Origin of the sequence: Kribbella sp. ALI-6-A (genome assembly GCF_001984195.1) — a bacterium.
Taxonomy (GTDB): domain Bacteria; phylum Actinomycetota; class Actinomycetes; order Propionibacteriales; family Kribbellaceae; genus Kribbella.
The window spans coordinates 973185-999783 of sequence record NZ_MTQN01000009.1 but is presented as its reverse complement, the minus strand read 5'-3'; the positions used below and the strand labels follow the sequence as shown (position 1 = coordinate 999783).

Genomic DNA, 26599 nt, shown 5'->3' with positions numbered 1-26599 from the left:
ACTGCTCGGCCATCAGTCCCTCAAATCCGGCCATCCGGCGCGGCGTCAGGCCTGGTCGACCCGGCTGGTCCGGAACCGTTGCTGGTAGCGCGTCGGCGAGATCCCGAGATGCCGCGCGAACGCCCGCCGCAGGGCTTCGTAGCTGGGGAATCCGGCAGCCTCGGCGGCCTCGGTCGCGTTGCGCCCGGAGTCCAGCAGCGCCTTGGCCAGGTCGAAGCGGATCAGCTCGACGTACTTGGTCGGGGTGGTGTCCAGCTCGGCGCGGAACATCCGGGTGAGGTGCCGCTCGCTGACATGGACCCGGTTGGCGAGCGCGGGCAGGCTGTGGTCCGCGGCTGGATCCGCCTGCACGGCGTTCATCACCAGTCGCAGTACGGGAGTCTGCGGCACCGGCCCCTGCAGCGACGCGGAGAACTGCGACTGACCACCGGCGCGCTGCATGTAGACCACCAGCGACTGGGCCACGAGCCGGGTGATGTCGGGCCCGCGGTCCTCCTCGAGCAGAGCCAGCGCCAGGTCGATCCCGGCCGTGACGCCCGCCGAGCTGTACGTCGTACCGTCCTTGACGTAGATCGCGTCGGGCTCGACCTGGGTGGTCGGATGCCGCCGGGCCAGCTCGGTGGTGTGCCGCCAGTGGGTGGTGGCGCGCTTGCCGTCCAGCAGCCCCGCCGCGCCGAGAATGAACGCGCCGGTGCAGATCGACGCGACCCGCCCGGCCCGCGCGGCCAGGGTCCGGGCCGCGTCCGCCAGGTCCTCATCGACCGGCCGCTGCGGGATCCGGTCGCCGCCGGAGATCAGCACGGTGTCGAAGGCAACGCACTCGTCCGCCGCCAGATCGACCGGGACCGTCATCCCGATCGACGAGCGGACCGCCGTACCGTCGGCCGACACGATGCTCAGCCGGTAGTCGGCGCCGTGCAGGTTCGCCTCGCTGAACACCTCGGCCGGCCCGGACAGATCCAGCATCTTCAGACCGTCGAAGACCAGGATGCCGATGTGATGGCCGCTCACGTTCACCTCAGTTTCGCCCGCTCCCCGCTGCCGAAGCAGTCTAGGGCAGCGCCGCAGCCGGTACGGCGGGCTGCGCACGGAGCTGGACGGCGTCCTGGCTGGGCGGCGTACCGAACATCCGGCGGTACTCGCGGCTGAACTGCGACGAGCTGTCGTACCCGACCGCGTGGCCGACTCCGGTGACGTCGGCGCCGCGACCCGCCAGCAACAGCCGGGCCTCCTGCAGCCGGATGTGCTTCTGGAACCTGATCGGGCTCATCCCGGTGACGGTCTGGAAGTTGCGGTGGAACGCGGACACGCTCATGCCGGCCAGGTCGGCGAGCTCCTCGACCCGGAAGGGTTTGGCGTAGTTCTCGCGGATCCACTGCACGGTGCGGGTGATGTGGGTGAGGCTGCTGTCGGCCAGCCCGAGCTGCCGGATCGCCGGTCCTTGCGGACCGGACAGCAGTCGCCAGAGAATCTCCCGTTTGATCATCGGCGCGAGGATCCGGCGGTCGGCAGGACGGTCCAGCAGGCGGAGCAGGCGCACGATCGCGTCGAGCAGTTCGGGCGGGGCGTCGGTGACCGCGACGCCGGCCTGTGGCGTGCGGGGTGCGGCCGGGAGGTCGTCCGGGTCGGCTTCGAGCAGGAGCGCCGCGATGTCGGCCGGGTGCAGCGTCATGCCGAAGGCCAGCGTCGGCTGCGCGGTGTCCATCACCTGTCCTGTCCCCGGCAGATCGACGGACGTGACCAGGTACTGGCCGGCGCGGTACTCGCACAGACGCTCACCCAAAGCCAGGCGCTTGCCACCCTGGGCGATGACCGCGAGCACGGTCCCGGACATCCCCGAGACCGGTGGATCGGTGTGCTCGAACCTGCAGACCTGTACGCCGGCGATGGCCGTGCCCAGGTCGGGGCGGGCGTGCCGGTCCAGCAACGCGCGCATCTCCTCCACCGGCATACGCCCAGTGGAGCACGTCGGCGGCCTCGGGCGCCCACCCCGTCCTGTGACCATCAGAGGTTCTGGCCGCCGGACACCTCGATGTCCTGCCCGGTGATCCAGCGGCCCTCGTCGCTGACCAGCATCGCGATCACCATGCCGATGTCGTCCGGCTGACCGATCCGGCCCAGCGCGAAGGTCCGGGCCAGCTCCGGGATGATCTCCGGATTCTTCGCGAACGCGTCGTCGGCGAAGCGGGTCTGCGTGGCGCCGGGAGCGACCGAGTTGACCCGGATGCGCCGGTGACCGAGTTCCTTGGCCTGGTAGCGGGTGAGCACCACCATCGCGCCCTTCAGCGCCGCGTAGACGGAGTAGCCCGGTGCGGTCACGTGGGTCCGCGCCGCGGTGCTGGTGACGTTGACGACGGCGGCACCGTCGGCGAGCAGCGGGAGCAGCGTCTGGGTGAGGAAGAACGGACCCTTGAACAGGCCACGGGTCAGCCGGTCGAACTCGTCCTCACTGGTGTCCTCGATCATCCCCATGCCGGCGAAGCCCGCGTTGTTGACCAGTTGGTCGACCGTGTCGCGTTGCCAGGTGTCGCGTACGGCGACCGCCACCGCGTCCCGAAAGGCCGGGAAGCCGGCGGTGTCGTTGATGTCGAGGTGCAGCGCAACGGCGCTGCCGCCGGACTGCTCGATGCGTGCGACAGTCTCCTTGGCGCCCTGCTCGTTCGAGCTGTACGTGAGGACGACGCCGCTTCCGCGCTCGGCGAGTTGGATGGCAGCGCTCTGCCCGATGCCCGAACTGGCGCCGGTGACGACGGCTACCTTCATGATGTGCCTCCTGGCCGTGAAAATGTGACTCCTCCAGGCAACCAAGCCGGCACTGTGTGCGGACAGACCGATCCTCTTCGGTTCTTGCCCGATCCTGCTGCTGGTCGATCAGGAGTTTGTTAGAGGCTTGTGAGGACGGGCAGAGCCGCGGTTTTCGGTGGTTAGGGTGCCGGGATGCGCATCGGGGTCCTGATCTGGATCGTGGGCCTGGCCGCCGTGCTCGGCGGCCTGGTGGCCACGCTGCGGTACCGCCTGGTGATCGGTACGACGCTGATCGTGACCGGCTTCGTGGTCGCCGTGGCCGGGGTGGAGATCGTCGGGTAGAGCTCATCGGTGAGCGAGTGCGCAAACTGTCGGAGGCGTCTGTGACAGTGGAAGCGTGGACGAGTCGAACGCCTCCGCTGGGACGCCGCCGCTGCTGGACGTGCAGCGGATCTACGCCGAGCCGGCGGCGATGGTGTCGGAGCGTGGGCGCCAGGTGCTCGATCGGTGGCCTGGTGCCGAGGTGGTCGAGGTGGCGAGCCACTGGAAGATTCCCGAGTTGCACGGTGACGAGACCAACGTGCGGCGCTGGGTGCGGATCAAGCGTGAGGCTCTCGTGCTGGGCGAGAAGAAGTCGCTCGGCGTGCGGCCCAACGGGCGGTCGGCCGACTTCATCGCGCCGTCGTCGGCGAACGGGTGCGCGATGGCGTGCGCGTACTGCTACGTCCCGCGCCGCAAGGGGTACAGCAACCCGATCACGGTGTTCACCAACCTGGACAAGATCATCGGCGCGATCACCCGGCACGCCGGCCGGCAGGGACCGAAGACACCGAACCAGTGCGATCCCACCGACTGGGTGTACGACCTGGGGGAGAACAACGACTGCAGCGTGGACGCGCTGGTGAGTGACAACGTGGCCGAGCTGATCGCCGCGTTCGGCCGTCTGCCGAACGCGAAGGCCTCGTTCGCGACGAAGTACGTGAACCGCGAGCTGCTGGAGCTGCGGCCGGAGGGCCGGACCCGGATCCGGTTCTCGCTGATGCCGGCGCGTGCGTCGAAACTGCTCGACATCCGGACGTCACCCGTCGAGCAGCGTCTCGCCGCGCTGAACGACTTCGTCGAGGCCGGCTACGAGGTGCACGTCAACTTCTCACCCGTGGTCGTGTACGACGGCTGGCGCGCGGACTGGGCCGAGCTGTTCGAGCAGCTCGACGCCGCGACCAGCGCGGCGACGAAGCAGCAGCTCGCCTGCGAAGTCATCTTCCTGACCCACAACGAAGAGCTGCACCAGGTCAACCTCGGCTGGCATCCCAAGGCCGAGGAGCTGATCTGGCGCCCGGAGCTGCAGGAGACGAAGCGTTCGCAGAACGGCGCGACCAACGTGCGCTACCGGTGGCGGGACAAACAGGACTACCTGGCGCAGTTCGAGCAACTGCTGCAGCACCACGCGCCGTACTGCCGGGTGCGGTACGCGTTCTGAGTGAGCGGAAGGCCGAGCGCTGGGGAGAGCGCCCGGCCAGGTGTCACCAGGTGTGCGCGACGTCGAGGACGACTCGGCTGCCGGTCCCGGGTCCGGCGAGGGTGTGGACACGGAACGGAAGACGGGCACGGAGCCCGATACCGATCCAGGCGGCGCCTTCGGTGCTGCCGGCGTACGCGATCTGCCGGAAGGTCCGGTAGCCGGTCACGTTCGTCAGCTCGTCGGACCTCGACGGCTGGTAGGCCCAGTGCCCGGCGTCGTCGAACTCGTTGACCCCGAGCACGATCTGCAGCTTCGCGCCACCGCGCAGGGGCATCAGGTGGCCGGCGCCTGGGCGGAAGACGTTCGACACGTAGCGCACGCCGTACCCCGGTGTGGTGCCGGAGACGTCGAAGACGACGCGGTCGAAACAGGAGTGCCGGCCGGACCGAACGGTCGTAAGGATCCCGGTGGTCACGAAGGTGTTTGCCTCTGGCAACGAACCCCAGCCGGTGGGGCACGTGGTAGCAGTGGACGACATCGCGGTCGTGGTGCCGGTGAGGCTCGGCACAGCGACCGCGCCCGCCGGCACGGCGGTGATCGCCAGGACGGCGACCGCAGTTCTGATCGGTCTTCGGATGGTGTGTATGGATTTCACTTGGTCCCCCCTTAGAGACACCTCTTAGATGCGGCCCGGCGCACGGAAGTTGTTCGTCGCCCGGCTGTGGACTATCCGGACCCGAGCGACCACTGTGAGACATGAACAGCACCGCTTCACTGCCGTACGGTCTGACCGTCCGGCGACCTGCACCGACCGATGTCGAGGCGATCTTCGGGCTTGTCTCGGCCCACCACACCGCCTTGCTCGGGTTCCCGGACTGCACGCTGGGCGACATCGCCGACCGGGTGGTCGAGCCCGGGTTCGACCGGATGACCGACGGCTGGCTGGTGCTCGCCGCGGATGGTGTGCCGGTGGGCTACGGATCCGCCTTCGGCAAGGCCGCCGGCGAGCTGATCGAGCTCGAGGTGACCGCTCAGGATCCGTCGGTCGCCGCGTGGCTGTACGAGCAGTCGATGACGCGCGCCCGGGAGATGGGCCGCCGCGGCGGGCATGCCGAGATCACGATCGACATCTTCGCCTACCGGGCCGACGAACCGCTGCGCCGGTTGCTGTCCGACCACGACTTCGTCTCCGGTACGACGTACCGACGGATGCGGATCGACCACACCGGTCCGGTCGCGGCTCCGGCACCACCGCCCGGTGTCGTCGTCCGTCGAGGTATGTACAGCGACGCCGCCCGCCAGGCCGCTCACGACACGATCGTGGACTGCTTCCGCGGCCAGTTCGGCTTCGTTCCTCGCCCGCACGAGGAGTGGCTCGAGTTCCGCGAGCACAGCGCCGTGTTCGATTGGTCGCAGCTCTGTCTGCTGGAGATCGACGGCCAGGGGGTCGCGTTCCGGGACTGCTGCGACCTGTCCCTGGAGACCGAGAACTGCGGTCACATCGCCGGGCTCGGAGTCGTCGAGCAGTACCGCGGCCGCGGGCTGGCCAAGTTCTTGCTGCACGACGCGTTCGCCATCGACGCGGCGGCCGGGCGGGTCGGCACGATCCTGCTCGTCGACACCAACAATCCCAGCCGGGCGATGGACCTGTACGCGTCGGTGGGCATGAAGCCCACTCTCACCTTCGACGGCTGGCGGCGCGTGCTGCCCGTCGACTGAGCATTCCACCGCGTCACTGGTTTTCGGGTGCGGCCGCGGGGTACCGCTCGAGTATGCCTGTAGCAATCGTGACTGGATCGGACAGTGGAATCGGACGGGCCGCCGCGGTGGCGCTGGCCCAGGACGGCTTCGACGTCGGGGTGACCTGGCACAGCGATCAGGACGGGGCCGGGGAGACGGCCGAGGAGGTGCGCAAGACCGGGCGGCGGGCCGAGGTGCGGCAACTCGACCTGGAGGTGCTGCCGGACGCGGTGGGAGCGATCGACGAGCTGATCGAGTCGCTGGGCGGCGTCGACGTGCTGGTGGCGAACTCCGGGACCGGGACCAGCAAGCTCGCGGTCGATCTCGAGTACGACGAGTGGCGCAAGGTGATCAACGTCGATCTGGACGGGGCGTTCCTGTGCCTGCAGCGGGCCGCGCGGCGGATGATCGAGCAGGGCCGGGGCGGCCGGCTGATCGCGGTGACCAGCGTGCACGAGCACCAGCCGCGCGTCGGCGCCGCGCCGTACGACGCGGCCAAGGGCGGGCTCGGGCTGCTGATGAAGACACTGGCGATCGAGCTCGGCGAGCACGGGATCACCGCGAACTCGGTCGCGCCCGGGGAGATCGCCACGCCGATGACCGGCCAGACCGACGAGGACCCGCACGGCAAGGACCGGCCCGGCGTACCGCTGGGACGGCCGGGCGACGCGCGGGAGATCGCCGCGGTGATCGCGTTCCTGGCCTCGGAGAAGGCGTCGTACGTGACCGGCACCAGCGTCGTCGCCGACGGCGGCATGCTGCAGATGGGCCCGATGGCGGGCAGCCACCTGCAGGATCCGTCCTGGCGCCGCCCCTGACCGGAGACGGGGATGCGACTCGCGACGCTGAACACCTGGGGGACCGCGGCGACTGGCCGGCCCGGCGAGCCCAGCTGCGCAAGGGATTCGAGCAGCTCGACGCCGACGTGATCACGTTGCAGGAGACGATCCTGACCGACGAGATCGATCAGGCGGCGGAGATGCTCGGGCCGTCGTACCAGCTCGCGCAGTCATCGGATCGTGAGACCGATGGGCAGGGCATCACGACGGCCAGTCGCTGGCCGATCGGCCGGGTGGAGGAACTCGACCTGCACCTGACCGAGCGGACCAGCGACTTCGCGTGCACCTGTTTGATCACCGAGATCCTCGCCCCGTGGGGCCGGCTCTGGGTGGCGAACCACTTCCCCGACTACCAGGTCGACCACGAGCGGGAGCGTTGTCTGCAAACCGTTCTCGCCGCACAACGCCTCGAGGAGCTCGTGGCCGAGTCGCCCGGGGACGTCGTTGTCGCCGGCGATTTGGACGCCGAACTGACCGCGGACAGCCTGCGCTTCTGGACCGGGCGGCACGTGATCGACGACCTGAGCGTCTGCTACCGCAGCGCCTGGGAGTCGGCCCGTCCGGGCGAAGCCCTGGAAACCTACGTGCAGGACAACCCCTACTTCGAGTCCGGCGACTGGCCCTTCCAAGGCATCGACCACGTGCTGGTCCGCTGCGGCCCGCGAGGCCGCCCGACGCTGCCGATCCTCAGCTGCGACCGGATCTTCGACCAGCCGGACCTGACCCCCAGCGACCACTACGGACTGCTCGTGGAGCTCGGTCAGCCCTAGTTGTTCAGATACGCCAGTACGGCGAGGACGCGGCGGTTGCTGGTGTCGTTGTCGGTGAGGCCCAGTTTGCCGAACAGGGCGGTCGTGTGTTTGCTGATCGCGCTCTCGCTGAGGAACAGGCGGCTGGCGATCGCCTGGTTGGACAGGCCTTCGGCCATCAGGGCCAGGACGTCGTGCTCGCGCTCGGTGAGGCGGTCCAAGCGTCGGGTGGTTGGGCCGCTGGACAGCAGCTTCGCGATCACGGCCGGATCCATCGCGGTGCCCCCGGCGGCGACACGTTCCAGCGCGTCGACGAACTGGTCGGCGTCGAACACGCTTTCCTTGAGCAGGTAGCCGACACCACCGGTGCCGTCGGCAAGCAGTTCGCGAGCGTAGAGCTGCTCCACGTGCTGGGACAGGATCAGCACCGGCAGGCCGGGAATCTCGCGCCGGGCGGCGAGAGCGGCGCGCAGCCCTTCGTCGGACTGCGTCGGCGGCATCCGGACGTCGATGACCGCGACGTCGGGCTGGAGGGTGAGCAGCGCGTCGAGGGTCTCCGGGCCGGTGCCGGCGGTCGCGACGACCTGGTGTCCGTACGCCTCGATCAAGCGGACCAGACCGTCGCGCAGCAGGTACAGGTCTTCGGCTACGAGGATTCGCACGGCACCGTCATCCTCACCCGGGTCGGTCCACCGGCCGGGCTGGTCACCGCGACGGTGCCGTCGAAAGCGGCGAGCCGGCGGTGCAGCCCTTCGAGCCCGCCGCCGGCACGGATCACGGCCCCTCCCCGGCCGTTGTCCTCGACAACGACGACGAGATCCGGCGTCCGGGAGATCGAGATCGTGGCGCTGGTCGCCTCGGCGTGCCGGACCGCGTTCGTGACGAGCTCGACGACGGCGAAGTAGACCGCGGACTCGATCGGAGGGTCGAGGCTGACCGGCTCGGCATCGACGGTGATCTCGAGCGGGCTGTCCAGCGCGAAGGCGCGGACGGCGTCGACGAGTCCGCGCTCGTTCAGCACCGGCGGATTGATGCCTTTGACAAGCTCCCGCAGCTCGGTGAGCGACGTGGCGGCGCCGGCGCGGGCGTCCTGGAGCAGGGCTTTGGCTTGTCGAGGGTCGGTGTCCATCAGCTTCTCGGCGGTGGCCAGCGAGAGCCCGAGCGCGACCAGCCGGGCCTGCGCGCCGTCGTGCAGGTCGCGCTCGATCCGCCGGATCTCGGCCGCCTGCGCGATCGTCGTGTTCGCGCGCTGCGCGGTCAACTCGTCGACGCGGTCGGCGAGTGACGGCGGCGGCGGACGCAGGAACCGTACGGCGACCGGCTCCAGCAGCCGCCACGCGTACGGCGCGGTCCCGATCGCGGCGAGCAGCCCGAGCCCACCCACGACGTACGACGACGTGGCGAATCCGGCCACCGCGACGGCGATGCCGGCGAGCGGAACCAGCGAGGCCAGTCCGGCGGTGAGCGCCACAATCTCCGCGAACCGCAGATCCCGCCACGTCGCAGGGTCCCGCAGCTTGTGCCGCCACTCCTGCTCTTGCCGAGCCTGTTTCGCGCTGCTCGCGTAGGTGTAGCCGTTCCACCAGTAGCCGGTCGACAGCTGCGTCACTGGCGGCGGCTCTCGATAGCCCGGCTCGATCACCGTGCCGGTCCAGCGCGCGACCAGCGAGCGAACCCACCGGCAGACCGGCTGCGCCAACCCGAGCGAACCAACAGCCGGCAGCATCACCAGTGGAATCCAGGACCACGGGTTGTCCGACCACAGCACCGCGAGCGCCACGGCAGCCGCCCACATCGCCGGCACGAGCACCGTCACCGCGGCCACCACGCCCGCTCGCCACAACCCGGTCAGGGCGTCGAGCCCGAATCTTCCCATCCGCTTCATGCTCTCACTCTGCAGCGAACAACCGCGTGGATTCCGCAGTTCGCCACAGAAGTGGGCCTAGCCCCACCCACCCGTATGTCCAGCCACGCGATCGGCGGGCCGGGTCAGCCGCCGGTGCTGGTGTAGGCCTTGTACGCGTGGCCTGCCAGGGCGATGGTGATGGCCGCGGCGAGCAGGTCGTGGACGGCGATCACGCCGGCGCGGGGGATGCCGGACAGGCTGAACTTGAACCACAGCAGCAGGCCGGTGAACACCATCACGACGATCGCGCCGGCCAGCCAGGAGGCGAAGACCTTCTGGCCCGCGTTGAACTTGCCGGAGACCTGGTCGCGGTGCGGGACGCGGCGGAGGGCGCCGAGGAGCCAGCGGGTGTCTGTGCGGGTGAAGCGGTTGAGGCGGCGTACGTCGAGTCGCAGGGCGCGGGACATCAGGCCGAGCAGGAACGGTGCCGGCAGGAGGATGCCAGACCACTGGTGGACGGTCGCGACCACATGGCGTCGGCCGATCGCGGCGGCGATCGGGCCGAAGTAGATCGCGGCCGCGGTGGCGAGGCAGATCGCCATCAGGATCAGGGTGGTCTGGTGGACGAGTCGTTCGGCGCGGGTGAAGCGGCGTACCGCGAGGTCAGGCACCGGCGGGCTCCTCGCCGGGCAGCCAACCGTCGATCGGGTAGCCGTACTCCTCCCAGTAGCCCGGGACCACCTCGTCGGTGACGGTGATGCCGGACAACCACTTCGCGGACTTGTAGAAGTACATCGGACCGACGAAGAGCCGCACCGGGCCGCCGCTGATGTGCGGGATCGGCTGGTCGAGCATCTGGGTCGCGACCAGGACGTCGGGCCGCCGCGCCTGCTCCATCGTCAGGCTCTCGCTGTAGACCCCGTCGAAGCAGGTGAACCGGACCGCCTTCGCATCCGGCCGGACGCCGGCCGCGTCGAGGATCTTCGCCAGCGGGACGCCGACGAAGGGGACGTCGTCGACCTGCCAGCCGTCCGTGCAGACGACATCGTGCGTCACCCGGGACTGCGGCATCGCGCCGAGCTGCGACAGCGTGTACGTCGTGGGCTTGTCCACCAGCCCGTCCACGGTCAGCCGGTACGTCGACGCGTTCTTCTCCGGGACCGATCCGGCGACGCTGAAGTAGCGGAAGCCACCGGGGTTCGGCAGCAGGCCGGACAATCCGGTGGGGTCGCGCTGGGACGCGGCGCCGAGCAACTGACTCCACTTCTCCTGCAGGCTCGGGGCCACGAACAGGCCCGCGACGCCGGCCGCGATCGTCGACAGCACGATCCGGCGTCCGATCGGGCGACCGGCCGTCTCGTCGTGCGGTTCGAGCCGGTCCGGGGGCAGTGCGTCGGCCATCGTTTCCTCATTTCGTCACCGGTTCAACTGGTGACTATGATGTCGAACCATGCGTCACCGGTCAAAGTGGTGACGCCTTACCGATCGATGACGCGTGGAGACGATGCAGATGATCAGCAGGAGACGGTTCACCCAGGCGGTCGCGGCCACGGGCGCGGCAGGCGTGGCGGGCAGCGCGCTGACCGCGTCAGCGGCGGGCACCACAGCGCGTACGCCGGGAGCGGACCTGCGGGCCGGCGCCGGCCAGCACACCTCGCTCGGTCCGATCAAGCGGGTCAAGGCCGGCGTGCTGGAGACGGCGTACGCCGAGTTCGGGCCGCGGACCGGGCAGCCGGTCGTGCTGCTGCACGGCTGGCCGTACGACGCGCACAGCTACGTCGACGTCGCCCCGATCCTGGCCGCGGCGGGCTACCGGGTGATCGTGCCGTTCCTGCGCGGCTACGGCCAGACCCGTTTCCGCTCGTCACGCACCTTCCGCAACGGGCAGCAGTCCGCCGTCGCGCTCGACATCATCGCGCTGATGGACGCGCTGGAGATCGACCAGGCAGTGCTCGGCGGCTTCGACTGGGGTGCGCGCACCGTCGGCGTCATCGCGGCGCTTTGGCCGGAGCGCTGCAAGGCGATCGTGTCGGTCAGCAGCTACCTGGTCACCAGTCTGGAGAAGAACCTCGAGCCGTTGCCGCCGGCCGCGGAGCTCGGCTGGTGGTACCAGTACTACTTCGCCACCGAGCGCGGTGTGAAGGGCTACCAGCAGAACTGGTACGCGTTCAACGACCTGATCTGGAAGATCGCCTCACCGCTGTGGAGGTACGACGCCGCGACGTACGCCCGGACCGCCGCGGCGTTCGACAACCCCGACCACGTCGCGATCGTGATCCACAACTACCGCTGGCGGTTGAGCCTGGCCGAGGGGGAGCGCCAGTACGACCGGTACGAGCGCAAGCTCGCCGCCGGGCCGGTGATCACCGTCCCGGCGATCACCATCGGCAGCGACTTCGACGGCGCCGCTGCCGACGGCTCGGGCTATCGCAACAAGTTCACCGGCAAGTACGCGCACCGGGTCTTCGAGGGCATCGGCCACAACGTCCCGCAGGAAGCGCCGCAGGCCTTCGCCCAGGCGGTGATCGACGCCGACCACCTCTGAAAGTCGTTCAGCAGTTGGGGATCCCGGGCAGTTGCGCGGCCGGGTGGTCGATGTAGATGTTGCTGATGTAGCCACCCTGATCGCGCAGTCGCGACCACCAGTTGTTGGTGTGGCCTTCGGCGGTGACGGTGTCGCCCTGCTTCTGGCACTGGACGAAAACCTGGGTCGGACCGGGCAGCGTCGCGACGATCGGCGCGTTCAGCCGCGCGTCGGCGCGCACGTTGACGCCGGCGCCGTACGTGCTGAAGTTGTACGTCGGCGGCGGTGACCCGCCGAGGATCCCGGCGACCTCGGCGCGCATCGTGTCGAGGTTGACGCCGTACGGGTCGATCTTGCCCGTCGTACTGGTCTCGCGGTGGCCGCGGGCGTACGACGCGTCGCGGCCCAGCCGGCGCAGGACGGCGGCGGTCGCCTTGAGCGAAGCCTGGTACTGCGCCGGGCTCATGGTCTGGCTGACGCCGTTGTAGTCGATCTCCCAGCCGATCAGCATGGTGTTGCCGTCGCCCGCCGGGATCGGGCCGCTGACCCGCGCGGCGCCGGCGTGGTTGCAGCGGCCGGCCGAGATGACGTGGAAGACGCCGTTGTAGTCGACCAGCGCCTGGGACAACGGGCCCTGCAGGTCCGGTCGGCCGTTGATGACGATGTTGAGCGCCGGGTGCGGATTGGTCGGGCTGGTGGTGGACGAGGCGGTGTGGTGCCAGAGCACGCCGATCGGATTGAACGAGCCGCTCACCGCCCGGCCCAGCCAGTTGCCTTCTTCAACGACCTGGACGCCGGCCGCGCGCAGTACGTCGGCCAGCCAGGCAATGGTGGCCATCAGCCGGCCTGCAGCAGGTCGGCGACGCACTCGATCACTTGCGGGCGGTGCCCGGCGGCCGAGGCGGCCCGAGGGGCGAGGGTCGCGGCGGCGACAACAGCCGGTACGCCGAGCAGCAGACGCCGGCGGGCGACCAGATGGGGGCGGGTGTCTTTCATGGAACTCTCCTTCAGGGCGGACCGGGAAGAGCTGGTGTGCGACTCCAACCTGACCCCTGCGCGGCCACCGGCCAAGCCCTTCGGTCCTGGTCAAACCCTCGACACAGACCGTCCGCGCCGGAGGGCGGCCGGCGCGGACGGATGCTGCGGACGAGCGAGCGGACCGAGTGATCAGCCCGGCGCCGGGGCTCAGCGAATGGTGGCGAAGTTCGCCGCGGTGAAGCCGTTGGCCCACAGTTGGTTGACGCGGGACCGTTCGGCCGAGTTGGGGATCGCGTTCGTGCACGACGGGCCGGGGCCGCCGCCGGACATCAGCTCGCTGCACGGGCCGGAGTAGTGGTCGGGCAGGCCGAGCACGTGGCCGGTTTCGTGCGCGGTGACGCGGGTCGAGTTGTACACCTGGTTCTGCCGGTAGTCCAGGAAGATGTATCCCTGGCCGTGACCGTTGGTGGACGCGTACGACCCGCGCGGGTCGTTGCCCTCGCGGTAGTAGAAGTCGTAGTTGCTGCCGGAGACCAGCCGGACGTTGGTGACCGAGCTGTTCCAGATCTGGGCGCTGCGGGCGATCTGGGTGGCGAAGCTCGGTGCGCGGCTGGCGCTGTAGACCACCGTGACGGCGGCGGTCTTGTCCGGGTTCTTGGCCTGCTTGGCCCGGGCGGACTTCATCACGGCCTCGTAGAAGGCCTTGGTCTCGGCCTGGTCCTGGACCGTGCCGACGTACGCCGAGGTGGTGGTCTCGGGGGCCGGCGCGGCCGGGACGGGGGCGGCGGTGGAGGTGGACGCTGCCAGTGCGGGGACGGCAAGCGCTGCCGCGGCGACAGCGGTGACAGCGGACAGAAGACGACGGGACATAGGAGCCTCACTCCTTAGTCGGTGGCGGAACGCGGTCAGTGGGCTACTGACCGCAACGCCACGGATCGTGACAGTTCGCTGACAGATCCGCACCAGGACGGCGAAAATCCAGGGGTTAACCTTCGGTATCCGCCGGGGGACCCGGCCTGACCGCGAGGGTGGTCAAGGCGTTGATGATGACCGCTGGAGCGCGGGTCAGATCGGCGTCGGCCAGGCTCAGGTGCGGGAACCGCTCGAACAGGCGGCGCAGGGCGATCTGGGTCTCCAGCCGGGCCAGCGGAGCGCCGAGGCAGTAGTGGATGCCGTGCCCGAAGCCCATGTGGGCGGGCGATCGCCGTACGTCCAGCTGGTCGGCGTGGGCGAACTTGGCGGGGTCGCGGTTCGCGGCGAGCAGGGAGGCGAAAACCACCGATCCGGCCGGGATCGTCTCGCCGTCCAGCTCCACGTCCGAGCGGGTGTAGTAGGTGAGCGTGGACTGCACCGGGCCGTCGTACCGGAGCAGTTCCTCGACGGCTGTCGGCCAGCCGGTGGGATCGGCCTGGAGCCGCGCGAGCTGGTCCGGGTGCTCGAGCAGCGCGAGGGTCCCGTTCGCGATCAGGTTGGCGGTGGTCTCGTAACCAGCGATGACCAGCACGTGTGCCATCGAGGTGAGCTCGTTCTCGGACAGCTTGTCCTCGCCGTCGCGGGCCGCGATCAGCGCCGACAACAGGTCCGGGCCGGGAGTGGCGCGCTTCGCGGCGATCAGGGCGCGGGCGAAGGCCAGGAACTCAGCCGCAGCCGCGGCGAACGCGTCGTAGCCGACCGTGCTCGGCGAGATCAGCTGCGGCGTCCAGGACTGGAACTGGTGCTGGTCCTGCTCCGGCACGCCGAGCATCATCCCGATCACCCGGATCGGCAGTGGGTAGGCGAAGTCGGTCAGCAGATCCACGACGTCGCGGCCCTCGAAGCCGTCGAGCAGCGCGTCGGTGAACGCCTCGATCCGCGGCTCGAGCGCTTCAACGGTACGGCGGGTGAAGGCGCCGGCGACCAGTTTGCGCAGGCGGGTGTGGTCGGGCGGATCGACGTGCAGCATGCTGTGGAACAGCGCGTCGCGCAGCTCGGCGGGCAGCCGCTCGGAGTACGGGCCGCCGCCGAACCGGTCGCGCACCGCGTCGGGGTGAGCCAGCAGTTGCCGGACCGCGTCGTAGCCGGTGACCAGCCAGATGTCAGGTCCACTCGGCAGCTGCGCTCGATGCACCGGGCCGTCCAGCGCGGCGTACAGCTTGTGCTTTGCTCCGTTCTCGGCGATCACGAACGGTTGCATCCCCAGGTTGTCCATGGCATTCAGTCTCGGCCGCGGGCATAGACAACGGATGGACGCTGGTCGACAGGTCCGGCGCCGGAGCCGATCACGTAGCCTCGGGCTGAGCTCGTCCGGGCGGGACGAGGGTTTGTGAGGTGGTTGGGATGCGCTTCATCCAGGGACCGGTGCCCGGTCAGGACCTGACGTTCAACGACGTCTTCCTGGTGCCGAACCGGTCGGCCGTGACGTCGCGGCTGGACGTGGACCTGTCGACCAACGACGGCAGCGGGACGTCGATCCCGGTGGTCGCGGCGAACATGACCGCGGTCTCCGGCCGGCGGATGGCCGAGACGATCGCGCGCTGCGGCGGCCTGGCGGTGATCCCGCAGGACATCCCGGTCCCGGTGGTCGCCGAGGTGGTCGCGTGGGTCAAGCAGCGGCACACCATTTACGACACCCCGCTGGTGATGACTCCGCACGACACCGTCGCCGAGGCGCTGAACCTGCTGCCGAAGCGTGGCCACGGCGCTGTGATCGTGATGGACGAGGGCCGGGCCGTCGGGGTGGTCACCGAGGCGGACTGCCAAGGCGTCGACCGCTTCACCCAGCTGGACGCCGTGATGTCGCGCGAGCTGCTCACGCTGCCCGCCGGGATCGATGCCGAGGCGGCGTTCGACCAGCTGCACGGCGGCCGGCACCGGCTGGCCCCGGTGGTCGACGGTGACGGGCGGATCGTCGGCATCCTGACCCGCCAGCGCGCCGTCCGGGCGACGCTGTACGAACCGGCGCTCGACCCGAACGGCCGCCTGCGCGTCGCGGCCGCGATCGGCATCAACGGGGACGCCGAGCAGAAGGCGAAGGCGCTGCTCGACGCCGGCATCGACGTCCTGGTCGTCGACACCGCGCACGGCCACCAGGAGCGCATGCTCGACGTCCTGCGCACGGTCCGGGCGCTCGATCCGCAGGTCCCGGTGGTGGCCGGCAACGTCGTCACCGCCGAGGGCGTGTCCGACCTTGTCGAGGCCGGCGCCGACATCGTGAAGGTCGGGGTCGGGCCGGGCGCGATGTGCACGACCCGGATGCAGACCGCGGTGGGCCGGCCGCAGTTCTCCGCCGTACTGGAGTGTGCGGCGCGGGCGCGTGAGCTCGGCAAGCACGTGTGGGCCGACGGTGGGGTGCGACATCCGCGGGACGTCGCGCTGGCGCTGGCCGCGGGCGCGTCGAGCGTGATGATCGGGTCGTGGTTCGCCGGGACGTACGAGTCGCCTGGGGACCCGCACCACGACAGCGACGGGCGGATCTACAAGGAGAGCTTCGGGATGGCCTCGGCGCGGGCGGTCCGATCGCGGACGGCCGACGACACGCCGTTCCAGCGGGCCCGGAAGGGGTTCTTCGGCGAGGGCATCTCGACCGCGCGGATGTACCTGGACCCCGAGCGGCCGAGCGTCGAGGACCTGCTCGACTCGATCGTGTCCGGCGTCCGCAGCTCGTGCACGTACGTCGGGGCGCGCACGCTGGAGGAGTTCCACGAGCGGGCCGTGGTCGGCATCCAGACCAGCTCCGGGTACGCCGAGGGCAAGCCGCTCGACCAGAGCTGGTGAGACCTGCCGGAGGCGCCGAACTTAGGGCAGCCTATCCTTTGCGGCATGCGTAGATTCGGTGTCCTCCTGCTGATCGTTGCCCTCGGCTCCCTGGCGGCGTGCGGTGACGACGCCGCCGACGCGGGCGGCTCGGCGCCGTACGCGAAGGTGGCGACGAAGTTCGGCGAGGTGACGATCCCGGCGGAGCCGAAGCGGGTGGTCGCCCTCGGCTGGGGCGACGCGGAGACCGCGCTGGCGCTGGGCGTCGAGCCGGTGGGGGCGAGCGACTGGCTGGCGTTCGGTGGTCAGGGCGTCGGCCCGTGGGCGGCCGGCAAGTACCAGCAGGCGCCGCAGCTGATCGGCACGCTGGAGCCGGAGTACGAGAAGGTCGCGGCGCTGAAGCCGGACCTGATCCTGGACACGAAGTCCAGCGGCGACGAGGACCGGTACAACACGCTGAAGGCGATCGCGCCGACGGTCGGCGTACCGGCGGGTGGGGAGTCGTACAAGATCTCGTGGGAGCAGCAGACCGAGCTGGTCGCGGCCGCGCTCGGGCGGGTCGACCAGGGACGGGAGTTGATTGCCTCGACCAAGCAGAAGTTCACGCAGGCCGTTGCCCAGCACCCGGAGTTCACCGGGCGCACGATCACGCTCGGTGCGAAGACCAGCGAGGGGTACGGCGCCTACGTGAGCGGGACCGGGCGGGTGAACTTCGTCGAGCGGCTCGGATTCAAGAACAATCCGGTGATCCAGGCAAAGGCGACGGAGAAGTTCTCCGTGCCGGTCTCGCGGGAGAACCTGGACCAGCTGAACGCCGACCTGGTCGTGATGGCGCCGATCGGCGTCACGCCGCAGGACATCACCGGTGACCCGCTGTTCCAGGCGGTGCCGGCGGTGAAGGCCGGACGTGCGGTGGTCTTCGACGACAAGACGATCAGCTCGGCCTTCGCGACCGACTCGGTGTTGTCCACCGGGTACGCGCTGGAGAAGGTCGTTCCGCTCTTCGCGGCGGCCATCAAACGCTAAGGCTTGCCCAGAACGTGGCGCAGGGCCGGTTCGAGGGTGGGGTGGCGGAACGTGTGGCCCAGCTGGTCGAGCACGGCGGGAACGACGCGCTGCGAGGCCTCGGCCAATTCCTTCGCGCCCTCGTCGCCCAGCAGGATGCGCGGGCCGAAGGACGGCACCCGGAACACCGCCGGACGACGGACGACGCGGGCCAGCGTGGTGGTGTAGTCGCGGTTGCGGACCGGGTCGGGGCCGACGCCGTTCACCGGCCCGGTGAGCCGGTCGTCGTACAAGGCGCGGTGGTAGATGTCGAGCAGGTCGTCGATCCCGATCCACGGTTGCCATTGGTTGCCGCTGGCAAGTGGTCCGCCGAGTCCGGCGGCGAACATCGGATACTGCAGACGCAGTACGCCGCCCGCGGGAGTCTGGACCAGACCGGTGCGGATGTTGACCACCCGGACGCCGCCGTCGCGGGCCGGGTCGGTGGCGCGCTCCCAGTTCTCGACCACCTCGGCCAGGAAGCCGTCGCCGCGGTCGCTCTGCTCGGTGAGCACCTCGTCGCCGCGGTCCGGACCGTAGTAACCGATCGCCGAGGCGCAGACGAAGGTGCGGACGCCCCTCCTGGCCGCGAGGCTCGCCAAAGCCCGCGTCGGACCGATGCGCGACTCGACGATCGCGCGCCGGTGAGACTCGGTGAACCGGCCGGCGATCGACGCACCGGCGAGATGGACCACCGCCTCGACGCCGTTGAGCAGGTCTTCGGCGGGATCGGCGGGGTTCCATTTCCGTTCGTTCGGGCCCGACGGTTCACCGCGGACGAGCTTGATCACCGTGTGCCCGGCGGTGCCGAGCAGTGCGACCAGGCTCCGGCCGACCGTGCCGTGGCTGCCGGTCACCGCGACGGTCTGCGGTGTGAGGCCGAGCGCCTGCGCGCGACGTAGCGCGGCCAGGTCGTCGGCGAACTGCTGGTGCCGGTAGGCCAGCATCGAGCGAAGCAGGAAGCCGGGCACGTTGCTGTCGATCCGGTCGGTGATCCGGGTCGTGTCGTTGCCGACAGCATCGAACTGGTGGGTGTGCCGCCAGTTCACGGCCCAGCGCAGCGGGGCCGAGGTGAGCTCGTCGACGAAGTGGTCCGGTGGCACGCAGTCGCGGTGCTGCGCGACCCAGTCCAGTCCAAACGGGAAGCCGAGCACCGCGCGGCCGGCGCCGAGGTCGTCGGTCTCCTGCTTGATCCGGACCGGCATCCACGGCGGGGTCAGCCGCTCGATGGCGCCCGGCCGCTCGTGCCAGCCGAACACCTCGTCCCGTGGTGCCGCGACGATGCTGCTGTAGCTCAGGCCCACGCGTGTCTCCTCCGCTCGTCGTGCTCTCACCAGGATGCCACGCGTGAGTTTTGCATAAGTTTGGCCCGGATGCAGTGCATCCGCGCCGGGGTCGTGGACGGAACAGACAGGCACAAGACCACCACCCCAGGAGGGTTCCATGTCTGTACGCCGTATCACCGCACTGACCGCCACCGGACTGCTCGCCGCGACGCTTCCGGTCGCGGCCGCCAGCACCGCGCAGGCCAAGCCCACGGCCAACGCGACCGTCTCGGTGCTGCACGCCGTACCGGGCGCGACCGTCGACGTGTACGCCAACGGCAAGGCGCTGCTGACCGACTTCAAGCCCGGCACGCTGACCGATCCGCTCAAGCTGCCCGAAGGGGAGTACGACCTGAAGGTGACCGCGGCCGGCGCGGGCGCAGGAGGCGCCGCCGTCATCCAGGCCAACGACGTCGCCGTACCGGGCGGCGCGAACGTCACCGTGGTCGCGCACCTCAGCGCCGCGGGCAAGCCGGTGCTGACGCCGTTCGTGAACGACACGTCGAAGCTGGCCGCCGGCAAGGCCCGGATCACCGTCCGGCACACCGCGGCCGCACCCGCGGTCGACGTCCGGGCCGGTGGCGACCCGGTCTTCGAAGGCCTGACGAACCCCAAGCAGGTGAAGGCGGATCTGCCCGCCGGCACGGTCAAGGCGGACGTCGTCCTGGCCGGCACCTCGACGGTCGCGATCGGCCCGGCCGACGTGGACCTGAAGGAAGGCACGAACACGATCGTCTACGCCTGGGGCAGTGCGAGCGGCAAGAACCTGAAGCTCGCCGTCCAGTCGATCTCCGGCCTGCACGGTGACCCGAGCGGCATCCCGGGCGGGACCGGTGGACAGGCCGCCCAGGAGCAGGGTGTGCCGGTGTGGCTCGGTCTGCTCTGCGGCGCCGTCGCCCTCGGTGTGATCGGGGTCGGCACGTCCGCGGTGCGCGCCCGGTCGTGACCGCACCGTTCACCTCGCTGCACGCCGCCCGGAGCCTGGTCGTCGTCGCGATGATCCTGCTGCTGGGCGGCTGTGGGGACTCCGGCGCCTCGTCGTCGTCATCGACGGCGCCGGAAGGCGGGCGGGTGGAGAGCGTCGGGCCGGCGACCGGTGGTTCCCCCACTCCCGGTCGCCCCGCGCCTCCACCCGAACCGTCGGCGCCGGTCCGGACCCGTGCCGCTGAGTTGCCCAAGGCAACCAGTGGTCCGGCGCCGGACCGGGTGACGATCAGCTCGATCGGACTCGAGCTGCCGGTCCGGGCGGTCGGGGTCGCGGCCGACGGCCAGATGGACCTGCCGGTGGATCCGGCGGTGGTCGGCTGGTACCGGTTCGGCCCGGTCCCGGCGGATCAGGAAGGGGCGGTCGTGCTCGGCGGGCACCTGGACAGCCGCGAGTACGGCGTGGGCCCGCTGGTCCGGTTGCGCAAGCTGCGGGTCGGAGCGTTGATCGAGGTCCGGACCACCGACGGTGGTACGGCGCGGTACCAGGTGGAAGGAGTGCGCGATGTCGACAAGCAGAAGCTGGCCGTCGGTGAGCTCTTCGCCCGGACCGGTGCCCGCCGCCTCCACCTGGTCACCTGCGGTGGCCCGTACGACCCGAATGGCGGTGGGTACCGCGACAACCTCGTCGTCACCGCAGCTGCGCGGTGACCGAACACGTCCCGAGGTGGCTAGAGTGCGATTCGTGACCAGTGCGGAGGTGGGACCCGCTCCGGCCGAGATCGCGAAGGGCTTCACCGATGGCCGGGAGGACAGCCTTGCCGACGCCTATCGGCGTTGGTCGGGTCTAGTGTTCACACTCTCTTTGCGGGCGCTCGGCGACCGGGCCGACGCCGAGGACGTCACCCAGCAGGTGTTCGTCTCCGCCTGGCGTGGACGCGGCAGTTTCGATCCCGGGGCGGGCGAGCTGGGAGCGTGGCTGGCCGGCGTGGCCCGGCACCGGATCGCGGACCGGCTGGCCGAGCGGTACCGGGCGCAGCGCGACCAGGCCGCCGCGGAGAGCCTCGTCGAGCGCGAGGTCGAGCCCGGCCACGACCAGTTGCTGGTCGACCGGGTGGTGATCGCCGACGAGCTGGATCGGATCGACGAGCCGCGCCGAACCATCCTTCGGCTCGCCTTCTACGAAGACCAGACGTATCCACAGATCGCGGACCGGCTCGATCTACCGTTGGGAACGGTCAAGAGCCATGTACGCCGTGGCCTGTTGCACTTGCGGGACCGACTGAAGGAGGTGAAAGGTGACGACGCATCTTGACGACGAGGTGCTGGCCCAGTGGGCCTTCGAGCAGACCCAGCCCGACGACGACGCCACCGGCCATCTCCGGAGCTGTCCCGACTGCGCGACCAACCTGGCCGAGCTCCGGCAACTGGCGGGCGCGGTCGAAGAACTGCCGCGGCTGGAATCGCCGCCGCACGAGGTGTGGCAGCGCGTCGCTGCCGAGCTCGGGTTCCGGGCCGAAGCTGCCCCCAGCTCCCTGGATCCCCAGGGGGCTGGGGGCATGCCCGGCGCCGGTCGCACGGCGGGTGCTGGAGCCGAGGCTCGACGCCGGACCGCCGGGTGGACGCGGCGGTCGGTGGCGCTGGCGGCGAGTGTTGCCGCGATCGCCGGAATCGGCATCGGAGTCGGTGGCACCCTGCTGTTCGACTCCGACGACGCACCGGTGGCCACGCCGCGGACCGTCGTACAGCTCGCGCCGCTGGCCGGGAAAACAGGCACCGGTACGGCGGGGTTGGTGCAGGCGGCGACCGGTCAGCAGCTGAAGGTCTCGGCGTCCGGGCTCCCGACGGCCGGCGGGTACTACGAGGTGTGGCTGATCAACGAGGACGGCAAGCGGATGGTCTCGCTAGGCGTACTCGCGGCCGGTCATGACGGGACGTTCCAGGTGCCTGGCGACCTGCCGGCGCAGGGTTACCGGATCGTCGACGTCTCGCTGGAACCGGACGACGGCAATCCGGCCCACTCGCTGGACAGCGTCATCCGGGGCACCCTGCCCGCGTGACCTCTCAGGCCTGCCCCGAGTCCAGCTGCCGGCGGTAGGACCGGAACGCCTCGATGGTGGCGCCGAGGTAGCGCCGTACGGTCTCCAGCTCGTCGGGGGAGAAGTCGCTGGTGGCCGCGCGGTGCAGCTCGCCCAGCGGGGTGAAGAACTGCTGGGCCAGCTCGAATCCGGCGTCGCCGTAGTGCAGGTTGACCCGGCGGCGGTCGCGTTCGTCGCGTTCCCGGCGGACGTGGCCGGCCCGTTCGAGGCGGTCCAGCAGCGTGGTCACGGCACCGGTGGTGAGGCCGAGCTCGGCGGCCAGTTCGCCGGCGGTGAGCGGGCGCTCGCCGTCCCCGGCGACCAGAACCCGGATCAGCGCCTCGACGTCGGTGCCGTGCACCCCGTGCCGGTGCGCGAACGCGTGACCGATCCGCTGGCCCTCGGCCACCAGCGTCTGCACCAGCCGGACCAGCTCGTCCCGTCCGCCTTCCGGCGGCTTGCGCGCGGTCACCTGCTCCTCCTATTGTCTTGATTGTCAAGATACTTGATTCTCAAGTTATCTCTCGACCGAACTCTGTGGAGTCACTGTGCCAGGTCCCCGATCCGTTCTTCGCTCCCGCGGGGCTGCTGTGCTGGTCCTGCTCGGCAGCCTCGCCGTCGCCGCCCTCGCGCTGCTGCTGCCGTCGGCGACTCCGGCCGAGCCGCGGTCGTCGACCGGGCTGTCGACGTCGGCCGAATCCGCGCGGGTCGAGCAGTTGCGCGAGAGCCTGCCGAAGGCCGACGAATCGGCCGCTCTGATCGTGTTCAGCCGGGACGGCGGCGGCCGGTTGAGCGAGCAGGACCAGGCCGCCGTCCGGCAACTGGCTCAGTCGTTGCGCCGGCTCGCACCCGGCGGTGCGATCCCGCAGCCACAGCTGTCCGAGAACGGGCAGGTGGCGTTGGTGATCCTGCCGCTGCCCGCCGCCGACGAGACCGGGACCGAACGCCAGGTCGACGACCTGCGCCAGAAGGTGCGGGAGCAGTCGCCGCCCGGCGTCGAGGCCCAGGTCACCGGACCGCCGGCGTTCGGTACGGACCTGACGCGAGTCTTCGACGGCGCGGACGTCCGGCTCCTCGTCGTGACGGCCGGAGTCGTCGCACTGCTCTTGCTGCTGACCTACCGCAGCCCCGGACTCGTGCTGGTGCCACTGATCGTTGTCGCACTGACCGAGCAGGTCACCACGGCGCTGTCCGAGCAGGCGCTCGCCGCACTCGGTCTGCCCGGCGGTGGCCAGGTCACGGGGATCACCAGCGTGCTCGTGTTCGGTGCGACCACCGACTACGCCCTGCTGCTCATCGCGCGGTACCGCGAGCAACTCCGTGGCACCGACGACGCACTGGCCGCCCTGCGCACCGCCGTACGCCGAGTGGCCGAGCCCGTCCTGGCCAGCGGCGGGACGGTGATCGGCGCGCTCGGCGTACTGCTGCTGGCGAGCACCGAGACGCTGCGGGGGATCGCGGTCTCGTGCATCATCGGCATCGCCCTGGCGATCTGCGCGGGCCTGCTGGTGCTGCCGGCCGGGCTGGCGATCTTCGGCCGCGGGATCTTCTGGCCGTTCGTGCCCCGGGTCGGTGACACGGCGCGGGACGGCAAGGTCTGGGGCCGCCTCGGCGGGATCGTCGCGCGGCGTCCGGTGCTGATCCTCGCGGCGTCGGCGGTCCTGCTGGCCGGCTGTGCGGCCGGCACGTTCGGGGTCCGGACCGGGCTCGCGCAGAACGAGCAGTTCCGCGTCGAGCCCGAGTCGGTGCAGGGCGCGAAGGTCCTGGCCGCCGCGTTCCCGGCGGGGACCACCGAGCCGGTCGTCGTGCTCGGACCGCCGAACGCCGCGGCCGGGATCACCCAGGTGGCGACCGCCGTCGAGGGCGTCGCGTCGGTCCGGCCGGGAGCACGCACCGCCGACCTCGCCCGGTACGACGTGGTGCTGACCTCCGAGCCGGGCAGCGCGGCGTCGTTCGAGACCGTTCGGCAGCTCCGGACGAAGCTCGACGCGGTCGGCAGCGAGGTGCTCGTCGGCGGTGGCGCGGCCGAGAGCCTCGACCTGCAGAGCGCTGACCGGCGCGACCAGTTGCTCATCATCCCGCTGGTCCTGCTGCTGGTCGGCGCCGTGCTGGTCGCCGTCCTGCGGTCGCTGCTCGCGCCGATCCTGCTGCTGCTCACCGTGGTGGCGTCGTTCTTCGCCAGCTTCGGGCTGAGCTGGCTGATCTTCGACCACGTGCTCGGCTTCCCGGCGCTCGACGGCTCGGTGGTGCTGCTGTCGTTCCTGTTCCTGGTCGCGCTCGGGGTCGACTACAACATCTTCCTCAGCACGCGGGCCCGGGAAGAGGCCGCCACCCACGGGACCCGGGAGGGGATGCGGACGGCGTTGGCCGTCACCGGTGGCGTGATCACGAGCGCCGGGCTGTTGCTGGCGGCGGTGTTCGCGGTGCTCGGGGTGCTGCCGCTGATCACGCTGACCCAGGTCGGGGTGATCGTCTGCGTCGGAGTGCTGCTGGACACCTTGCTGGTGCGGACCGTGGTGGTCCCCGCGCTGGCCTTCCTGCTCGGTGACAGGTTCTGGTGGCCGGCCCGGCTGCGGTCCCGTTGACAACGTTTCGATGAAAAGGTGACTGTCCGGTGTCGATTTCTCTCAGGGTCTTGCCGGATCCCTGCTGGAATCGATACCTTCCTGTCCGGCTCGACCTGGCCGTTCCCCCCGTGACGGCCAGGCCGAGCCCCTTTGTCGCCCCGGGCTGCAGTACGGTCGGCGGGTGCGGCTCCTGTACGTCGGCAACAGCTTCACGGCTCGCAACAACCTGCCCGGAATGCTCGCCGGCCTGGCCGGTGCTCGCGGCATCGACGTCACCCACCGGCTGATCTCCGCCGGTGGCGCGTCCCTGCGTCAGCACCTGAACGCCGGCGCCGCCCTCGACGCGATCGAGAGCCGCGAGTACGACGTCGTCGTCCTGCAGGAGCAGAGCACGCTGCCGGTCAAGAACCCGGCGCGAATGCGGGACAGCGTGCGCGACTTCCAGGCGGCGATCGAGGCGGCCGGCGCGCGGACCGCTTTGTACCTGACCTGGGCCCGGCGCAACCAGCCCGAGGCGCAGGAAGCCCTCACGGCGGCGTACGCGAGGTGTGCGGCCGAGGTCGGTGCGACGCTCGTGCCGGTCGGGATGGTGTGGCAGCGATTCCTGGCGACGTACGAGCAGCCGGTGCTGCACGACGCCGACAACAGTCACCCCGCGGTGGCCGGGAGCTACTTGGCCGCCTGCGTGTTCCTGATCGCGCTGCTGGAGGCGGATCCGGTCGGGATCGAGGTGCCGGTCAAGGGGCTCGACGCGGAGACGGCCGCGCTGATTCGTCAGGCCGCCTGGGACATCTGCTCGGGACTGGCGGCTTAGACGGCGGCCGGCTCGGCGGGCACGGTGGCCGGGGCGGTGTCGGCGAGCGGGAGAGTGGGGACCGGGGCCGGCGCCCGGTGGCCGCGGCGGTGGGACGACTTGAGATAGGTGTGCCAGCACCAGGCCGCGACGTCGGAGGCTTCGGGGCGGTCTTCAGGGTTCTTGGCGAGCATGCGCGACAGGTAGCGGCGGAAGCCGCGGTGCACGTGGTCGGGTTGCGCGGGGCAACGGTGCAGATGCTGGCGGAGGATGCCGGTCGGAGTATCCGCGACGAACGGCGGGCCGCCGGTCAGGAGCTGGTAGAGCACGCAGCCCAGGGAGTACACGTCGGCGGCCGGGCCGGCCGGCTGGGCGGCCGCGCGCTCAGGGGCGACGTAGTAGCTCGTGCCGAGCAGTTCACCGTCCGGGCAATCGTCCTCGTCGGTGTCCGCGACGAAACAGGCGATGCCGAAGTCCGCGATCTTCACCGTACGGTCGGGAGTGATCAGCAGGTTGCCCGGCTTGATGTCGCGATGCACGACACCCTCCTGGTGCGCCGCGGCCAGACCCTCGGCGACCTGCGCCGCGATCCACGCCGCGTCGGCCGGATCGAAACTGCCTTCCCGGCGGAGCTCGGTCGCGAGGTTGTCGCCATCGACGAGCTCCATCACCAGGTAGCAGCTGTCGCCGTACGGGCCGAAGTCGTGGACACCGATCACGTGCGGGTTGTTCACCACCGCTCCGGCGTGCGCCTCGCGACGAAAGCGTTCCATCGCCTCCGCGTCGGTGTGCTCCGGCGGCAGCAACTTGATCGCGACCGGCCGGCCGAGGATCTCGTCGGTGGCGCGCCAGACCTCGCCCATTCCACCACGGCCGAGCACCGACTCCAGCTGGTACCGATTCGCGATCCGCATCATGCCTCCCGCGTCCCCGTGTGACAGTCCGGTACCCCGGGGTGCCAGGAGCCATGCGCCGCTCCGGCCCGCGGGAACACCCGCGGGCTTCGCGGTGTTCTGTCAGCAGGACGAACCGAAGGAGTGTCCGATGAAGGTACGACGTTCCCTGCGAGCACTGAAGTCGCGACCAGGCGCCCAGGTGGTACGGCGCCGCGGCCGGGTCTTCGTGATCAACCGCCGCGACCCCCGGTTCAAGGCCCGCCAGGGCTGAGACCGTAGCGCCCGAAGGCCCGCCGAGCCCCGCTCGGCGGGCCTTCGTGTTGCCCACCCGCGCCGGCCCGCCGCGGGGATGTCTAG

General features: G+C 70.3%; 30 protein-coding genes. 15 read left to right on the top strand and 15 right to left on the bottom strand.

All coding sequences use genetic code 11. The features are described 5' to 3' along the window. Positions 1-45: 45 nt before the first annotated feature. The 3 genes from BWI15_RS13540 to BWI15_RS13530 are packed head-to-tail and all read right to left on the bottom strand — an operon-like array spanning position 46 to position 2763. Positions 46-1011: a GlxA family transcriptional regulator gene (locus BWI15_RS13540; protein ID WP_237771264.1), complete on the bottom strand. Its 966-nt coding sequence runs from the start codon at positions 1009-1011 to the stop codon at positions 46-48. 40 nt (positions 1012-1051) lie between these two features. After that, positions 1052-1951, bottom strand: a complete 900-nt coding sequence (locus BWI15_RS13535; protein ID WP_077014641.1) for an AraC family transcriptional regulator — start codon at positions 1949-1951, stop codon at positions 1052-1054. A gap of 53 nt (positions 1952-2004) precedes the next feature. Further along, entirely contained in the window at positions 2005-2763 is a 759-nt protein-coding gene (locus BWI15_RS13530) for an SDR family NAD(P)-dependent oxidoreductase (RefSeq protein WP_077014640.1), read from the bottom strand. A 174-nt stretch (positions 2764-2937) separates the two neighbouring features. On the opposite strand from BWI15_RS13530, the gene BWI15_RS39370 reads away from it, so the two are divergent. Then, positions 2938-3087 (top strand): hypothetical protein, encoded by a 150-nt coding sequence (locus tag BWI15_RS39370; protein ID WP_168197305.1) that lies wholly within the window; start codon positions 2938-2940, stop codon positions 3085-3087. A gap of 55 nt (positions 3088-3142) precedes the next feature. Then, entirely contained in the window at positions 3143-4225 is a 1083-nt protein-coding gene (locus BWI15_RS13525) for a spore photoproduct lyase family protein (RefSeq protein ID WP_202817634.1), read from the top strand. A 43-nt stretch (positions 4226-4268) separates the two neighbouring features. Here the strand turns inward: BWI15_RS13525 and BWI15_RS13520 are convergent, their stop codons facing one another. Beyond that, a complete protein-coding gene (locus BWI15_RS13520) occupies positions 4269-4682 on the bottom strand; it encodes an AMIN-like domain-containing (lipo)protein (protein WP_202817633.1) in 414 nt (137 codons plus the stop codon). 281 nt (positions 4683-4963) lie between these two features. On the opposite strand from BWI15_RS13520, the gene BWI15_RS13515 reads away from it, so the two are divergent. From BWI15_RS13515 to BWI15_RS39365, 3 genes are read left to right on the top strand one after another with little or no spacing between them, the layout of a single operon-like run. Next, entirely contained in the window at positions 4964-5926 is a 963-nt protein-coding gene (locus BWI15_RS13515) for a GNAT family N-acetyltransferase (protein WP_077014639.1), read from the top strand. Positions 5927-5979: 53 nt separating this feature from the next. Further along, positions 5980-6765, top strand: a complete 786-nt coding sequence (locus tag BWI15_RS13510; protein WP_077014638.1) for an SDR family oxidoreductase — start codon at positions 5980-5982, stop codon at positions 6763-6765. Beyond that, the gene (locus BWI15_RS39365; RefSeq protein ID WP_269087174.1) at positions 6750-7556 is read left to right on the top strand and encodes an endonuclease/exonuclease/phosphatase family protein; all 807 of its coding nucleotides are present in this window, start codon (positions 6750-6752) and stop codon (positions 7554-7556) included. Before BWI15_RS13510 ends, BWI15_RS39365 begins: the two co-directional genes overlap by 16 nt. Here BWI15_RS39365 and BWI15_RS13500 read toward each other — a convergent pair. From BWI15_RS13500 to BWI15_RS13485, 4 genes are all read right to left on the bottom strand, one after another. Continuing rightward, positions 7553-8197, bottom strand: coding sequence for a response regulator transcription factor (locus BWI15_RS13500; RefSeq protein WP_077014637.1), 645 nt, complete (start codon positions 8195-8197; stop codon positions 7553-7555). The two genes, BWI15_RS39365 and BWI15_RS13500, sit on opposite strands and share 4 nt — an antisense overlap. Continuing rightward, positions 8182-9420, bottom strand: a complete 1239-nt coding sequence (locus tag BWI15_RS13495) for a sensor histidine kinase (protein ID WP_077014636.1) — start codon at positions 9418-9420, stop codon at positions 8182-8184. The genes BWI15_RS13500 and BWI15_RS13495 overlap by 16 nt, the downstream gene beginning before the upstream one ends. Before the next feature lie 104 nt (positions 9421-9524). Beyond that, entirely contained in the window at positions 9525-10052 is a 528-nt protein-coding gene (locus BWI15_RS13490; protein ID WP_077014635.1) for a cytochrome b/b6 domain-containing protein, read from the bottom strand. Next, positions 10045-10782: a molybdopterin-dependent oxidoreductase gene (locus BWI15_RS13485; protein WP_193432157.1), complete on the bottom strand. Its 738-nt coding sequence runs from the start codon at positions 10780-10782 to the stop codon at positions 10045-10047. Before BWI15_RS13485 ends, BWI15_RS13490 begins: the two co-directional genes overlap by 8 nt. Before the next feature lie 109 nt (positions 10783-10891). Between BWI15_RS13485 and BWI15_RS13480 the strand changes: the two genes are divergently transcribed. After that, positions 10892-11926, top strand: coding sequence for an alpha/beta fold hydrolase (locus BWI15_RS13480; protein WP_077014903.1), 1035 nt, complete (start codon positions 10892-10894; stop codon positions 11924-11926). Positions 11927-11933: 7 nt separating this feature from the next. Here BWI15_RS13480 and BWI15_RS13475 read toward each other — a convergent pair whose 3' ends face one another. The 4 genes from BWI15_RS13475 to BWI15_RS13465 form a co-directional block, all read right to left on the bottom strand. After that, positions 11934-12743, bottom strand: coding sequence for an amidase (locus tag BWI15_RS13475; protein ID WP_077014634.1), 810 nt, complete (start codon positions 12741-12743; stop codon positions 11934-11936). Next, positions 12743-12901: a hypothetical protein gene (locus BWI15_RS39360; RefSeq protein WP_168197304.1), complete on the bottom strand. Its 159-nt coding sequence runs from the start codon at positions 12899-12901 to the stop codon at positions 12743-12745. Before BWI15_RS39360 ends, BWI15_RS13475 begins: the two co-directional genes overlap by 1 nt. 189 nt (positions 12902-13090) lie before the next feature. Continuing rightward, a complete protein-coding gene (gene snpA / locus BWI15_RS13470; protein ID WP_077014633.1) occupies positions 13091-13753 on the bottom strand; it encodes a snapalysin in 663 nt (220 codons plus the stop codon). A 115-nt stretch (positions 13754-13868) separates the two neighbouring features. Continuing rightward, positions 13869-15071 carry a cytochrome P450 family protein gene (locus BWI15_RS13465; RefSeq protein WP_143465547.1) on the bottom strand — a complete coding sequence of 401 codons (1203 nt, stop codon included), beginning with the start codon at positions 15069-15071 and terminating at the stop codon, positions 13869-13871. A gap of 128 nt (positions 15072-15199) precedes the next feature. Between BWI15_RS13465 and BWI15_RS13460 the strand changes: the two genes are divergently transcribed. Both BWI15_RS13460 and BWI15_RS13455 read left to right on the top strand, forming a co-directional pair. Next, positions 15200-16636 (top strand): GuaB1 family IMP dehydrogenase-related protein, encoded by a 1437-nt coding sequence (locus BWI15_RS13460; RefSeq protein ID WP_077014632.1) that lies wholly within the window; start codon positions 15200-15202, stop codon positions 16634-16636. Positions 16637-16681: 45 nt separating this feature from the next. Next, complete coding sequence (locus BWI15_RS13455) at positions 16682-17641, top strand: iron-siderophore ABC transporter substrate-binding protein (protein ID WP_077014631.1); 960 nt, start codon at positions 16682-16684, stop codon at positions 17639-17641. On the opposite strand, the gene BWI15_RS13450 is transcribed toward BWI15_RS13455, so the two are convergent. After that, the gene (locus BWI15_RS13450) at positions 17638-18963 is read right to left on the bottom strand and encodes a TIGR01777 family oxidoreductase (RefSeq protein WP_077014630.1); all 1326 of its coding nucleotides are present in this window, start codon (positions 18961-18963) and stop codon (positions 17638-17640) included. The two genes, BWI15_RS13455 and BWI15_RS13450, sit on opposite strands and share 4 nt — an antisense overlap. Before the next feature lie 139 nt (positions 18964-19102). On the opposite strand from BWI15_RS13450, the gene BWI15_RS13445 reads away from it, so the two are divergent. From BWI15_RS13445 to BWI15_RS13430, 4 genes are read left to right on the top strand one after another with little or no spacing between them, the layout of a single operon-like run. Then, positions 19103-19930 (top strand): DUF4397 domain-containing protein, encoded by an 828-nt coding sequence (locus BWI15_RS13445; RefSeq protein WP_077014629.1) that lies wholly within the window; start codon positions 19103-19105, stop codon positions 19928-19930. Beyond that, positions 19927-20619: a class F sortase gene (locus BWI15_RS13440; RefSeq protein WP_083750730.1), complete on the top strand. Its 693-nt coding sequence runs from the start codon at positions 19927-19929 to the stop codon at positions 20617-20619. The genes BWI15_RS13445 and BWI15_RS13440 overlap by 4 nt, the downstream gene beginning before the upstream one ends. A gap of 34 nt (positions 20620-20653) precedes the next feature. Beyond that, the gene (locus BWI15_RS13435; RefSeq protein WP_077014900.1) at positions 20654-21223 is read left to right on the top strand and encodes an RNA polymerase sigma factor; all 570 of its coding nucleotides are present in this window, start codon (positions 20654-20656) and stop codon (positions 21221-21223) included. Then, positions 21207-21968 carry an anti-sigma factor gene (locus BWI15_RS13430; protein WP_077014628.1) on the top strand — a complete coding sequence of 254 codons (762 nt, stop codon included), beginning with the start codon at positions 21207-21209 and terminating at the stop codon, positions 21966-21968. The genes BWI15_RS13435 and BWI15_RS13430 overlap by 17 nt, the downstream gene beginning before the upstream one ends. A gap of 4 nt (positions 21969-21972) precedes the next feature. Here BWI15_RS13430 and BWI15_RS13425 read toward each other — a convergent pair whose 3' ends face one another. Continuing rightward, positions 21973-22458 (bottom strand): MarR family winged helix-turn-helix transcriptional regulator, encoded by a 486-nt coding sequence (locus BWI15_RS13425; protein WP_077014627.1) that lies wholly within the window; start codon positions 22456-22458, stop codon positions 21973-21975. 76 nt (positions 22459-22534) lie between these two features. Here BWI15_RS13425 and BWI15_RS13420 point away from each other — a divergent pair, with 76 nt between their 5' ends. Beyond that, the gene (locus BWI15_RS13420; protein ID WP_077014626.1) at positions 22535-24571 is read left to right on the top strand and encodes an MMPL family transporter; all 2037 of its coding nucleotides are present in this window, start codon (positions 22535-22537) and stop codon (positions 24569-24571) included. 163 nt (positions 24572-24734) lie between these two features. Continuing rightward, entirely contained in the window at positions 24735-25367 is a 633-nt protein-coding gene (locus BWI15_RS13415) for a hypothetical protein (RefSeq protein ID WP_077014625.1), read from the top strand. On the opposite strand, the gene BWI15_RS13410 is transcribed toward BWI15_RS13415, so the two are convergent. Then, complete coding sequence (locus BWI15_RS13410) at positions 25364-26260, bottom strand: serine/threonine-protein kinase (RefSeq protein ID WP_077014899.1); 897 nt, start codon at positions 26258-26260, stop codon at positions 25364-25366. The two genes, BWI15_RS13415 and BWI15_RS13410, sit on opposite strands and share 4 nt — an antisense overlap. Before the next feature lie 130 nt (positions 26261-26390). Between BWI15_RS13410 and ykgO the strand changes: the two genes are divergently transcribed. Continuing rightward, complete coding sequence (gene ykgO / locus BWI15_RS13405) at positions 26391-26513, top strand: type B 50S ribosomal protein L36 (protein WP_077014624.1); 123 nt, start codon at positions 26391-26393, stop codon at positions 26511-26513. The last annotated feature ends 86 nt before the right edge of the window (positions 26514-26599 follow it).

Excerpts from the sequence above, each read along its gene's own strand:
- BWI15_RS13535 (WP_077014641.1), bottom strand. The coding sequence starts at position 1,951 with ATGCCGGTGGAGGAGATGCGCGCGTTGCTGGACCGGCACGCCCGCCCC.
- BWI15_RS13530 (WP_077014640.1), bottom strand. The coding sequence starts at position 2,763 with ATGAAGGTAGCCGTCGTCACCGGCGCCAGTTCGGGCATCGGGCAGAGC.
- BWI15_RS39370 (WP_168197305.1), top strand. The coding sequence starts at position 2,938 with ATGCGCATCGGGGTCCTGATCTGGATCGTGGGCCTGGCCGCCGTGCTC.
- BWI15_RS13515 (WP_077014639.1), top strand. The coding sequence starts at position 4,964 with ATGAACAGCACCGCTTCACTGCCGTACGGTCTGACCGTCCGGCGACCT.
- BWI15_RS13510 (WP_077014638.1), top strand. The coding sequence starts at position 5,980 with ATGCCTGTAGCAATCGTGACTGGATCGGACAGTGGAATCGGACGGGCC.
- BWI15_RS13495 (WP_077014636.1), bottom strand. The coding sequence starts at position 9,420 with ATGAAGCGGATGGGAAGATTCGGGCTCGACGCCCTGACCGGGTTGTGG.
- BWI15_RS13485 (WP_193432157.1), bottom strand. The coding sequence starts at position 10,782 with ATGGCCGACGCACTGCCCCCGGACCGGCTCGAACCGCACGACGAGACG.
- BWI15_RS13480 (WP_077014903.1), top strand. The coding sequence starts at position 10,892 with ATGATCAGCAGGAGACGGTTCACCCAGGCGGTCGCGGCCACGGGCGCG.
- BWI15_RS13475 (WP_077014634.1), bottom strand. The coding sequence starts at position 12,743 with ATGGCCACCATTGCCTGGCTGGCCGACGTACTGCGCGCGGCCGGCGTC.
- BWI15_RS39360 (WP_168197304.1), bottom strand. The coding sequence starts at position 12,901 with ATGAAAGACACCCGCCCCCATCTGGTCGCCCGCCGGCGTCTGCTGCTC.
- snpA (WP_077014633.1), bottom strand. The coding sequence starts at position 13,753 with ATGTCCCGTCGTCTTCTGTCCGCTGTCACCGCTGTCGCCGCGGCAGCG.
- BWI15_RS13465 (WP_143465547.1), bottom strand. The coding sequence starts at position 15,071 with ATGGACAACCTGGGGATGCAACCGTTCGTGATCGCCGAGAACGGAGCA.
- BWI15_RS13460 (WP_077014632.1), top strand. The coding sequence starts at position 15,200 with ATGCGCTTCATCCAGGGACCGGTGCCCGGTCAGGACCTGACGTTCAAC.
- BWI15_RS13455 (WP_077014631.1), top strand. The coding sequence starts at position 16,682 with ATGCGTAGATTCGGTGTCCTCCTGCTGATCGTTGCCCTCGGCTCCCTG.
- BWI15_RS13445 (WP_077014629.1), top strand. The coding sequence starts at position 19,103 with ATGTCTGTACGCCGTATCACCGCACTGACCGCCACCGGACTGCTCGCC.
- BWI15_RS13410 (WP_077014899.1), bottom strand. The coding sequence starts at position 26,260 with ATGCGGATCGCGAATCGGTACCAGCTGGAGTCGGTGCTCGGCCGTGGT.
- ykgO (WP_077014624.1), top strand. The coding sequence starts at position 26,391 with ATGAAGGTACGACGTTCCCTGCGAGCACTGAAGTCGCGACCAGGCGCC.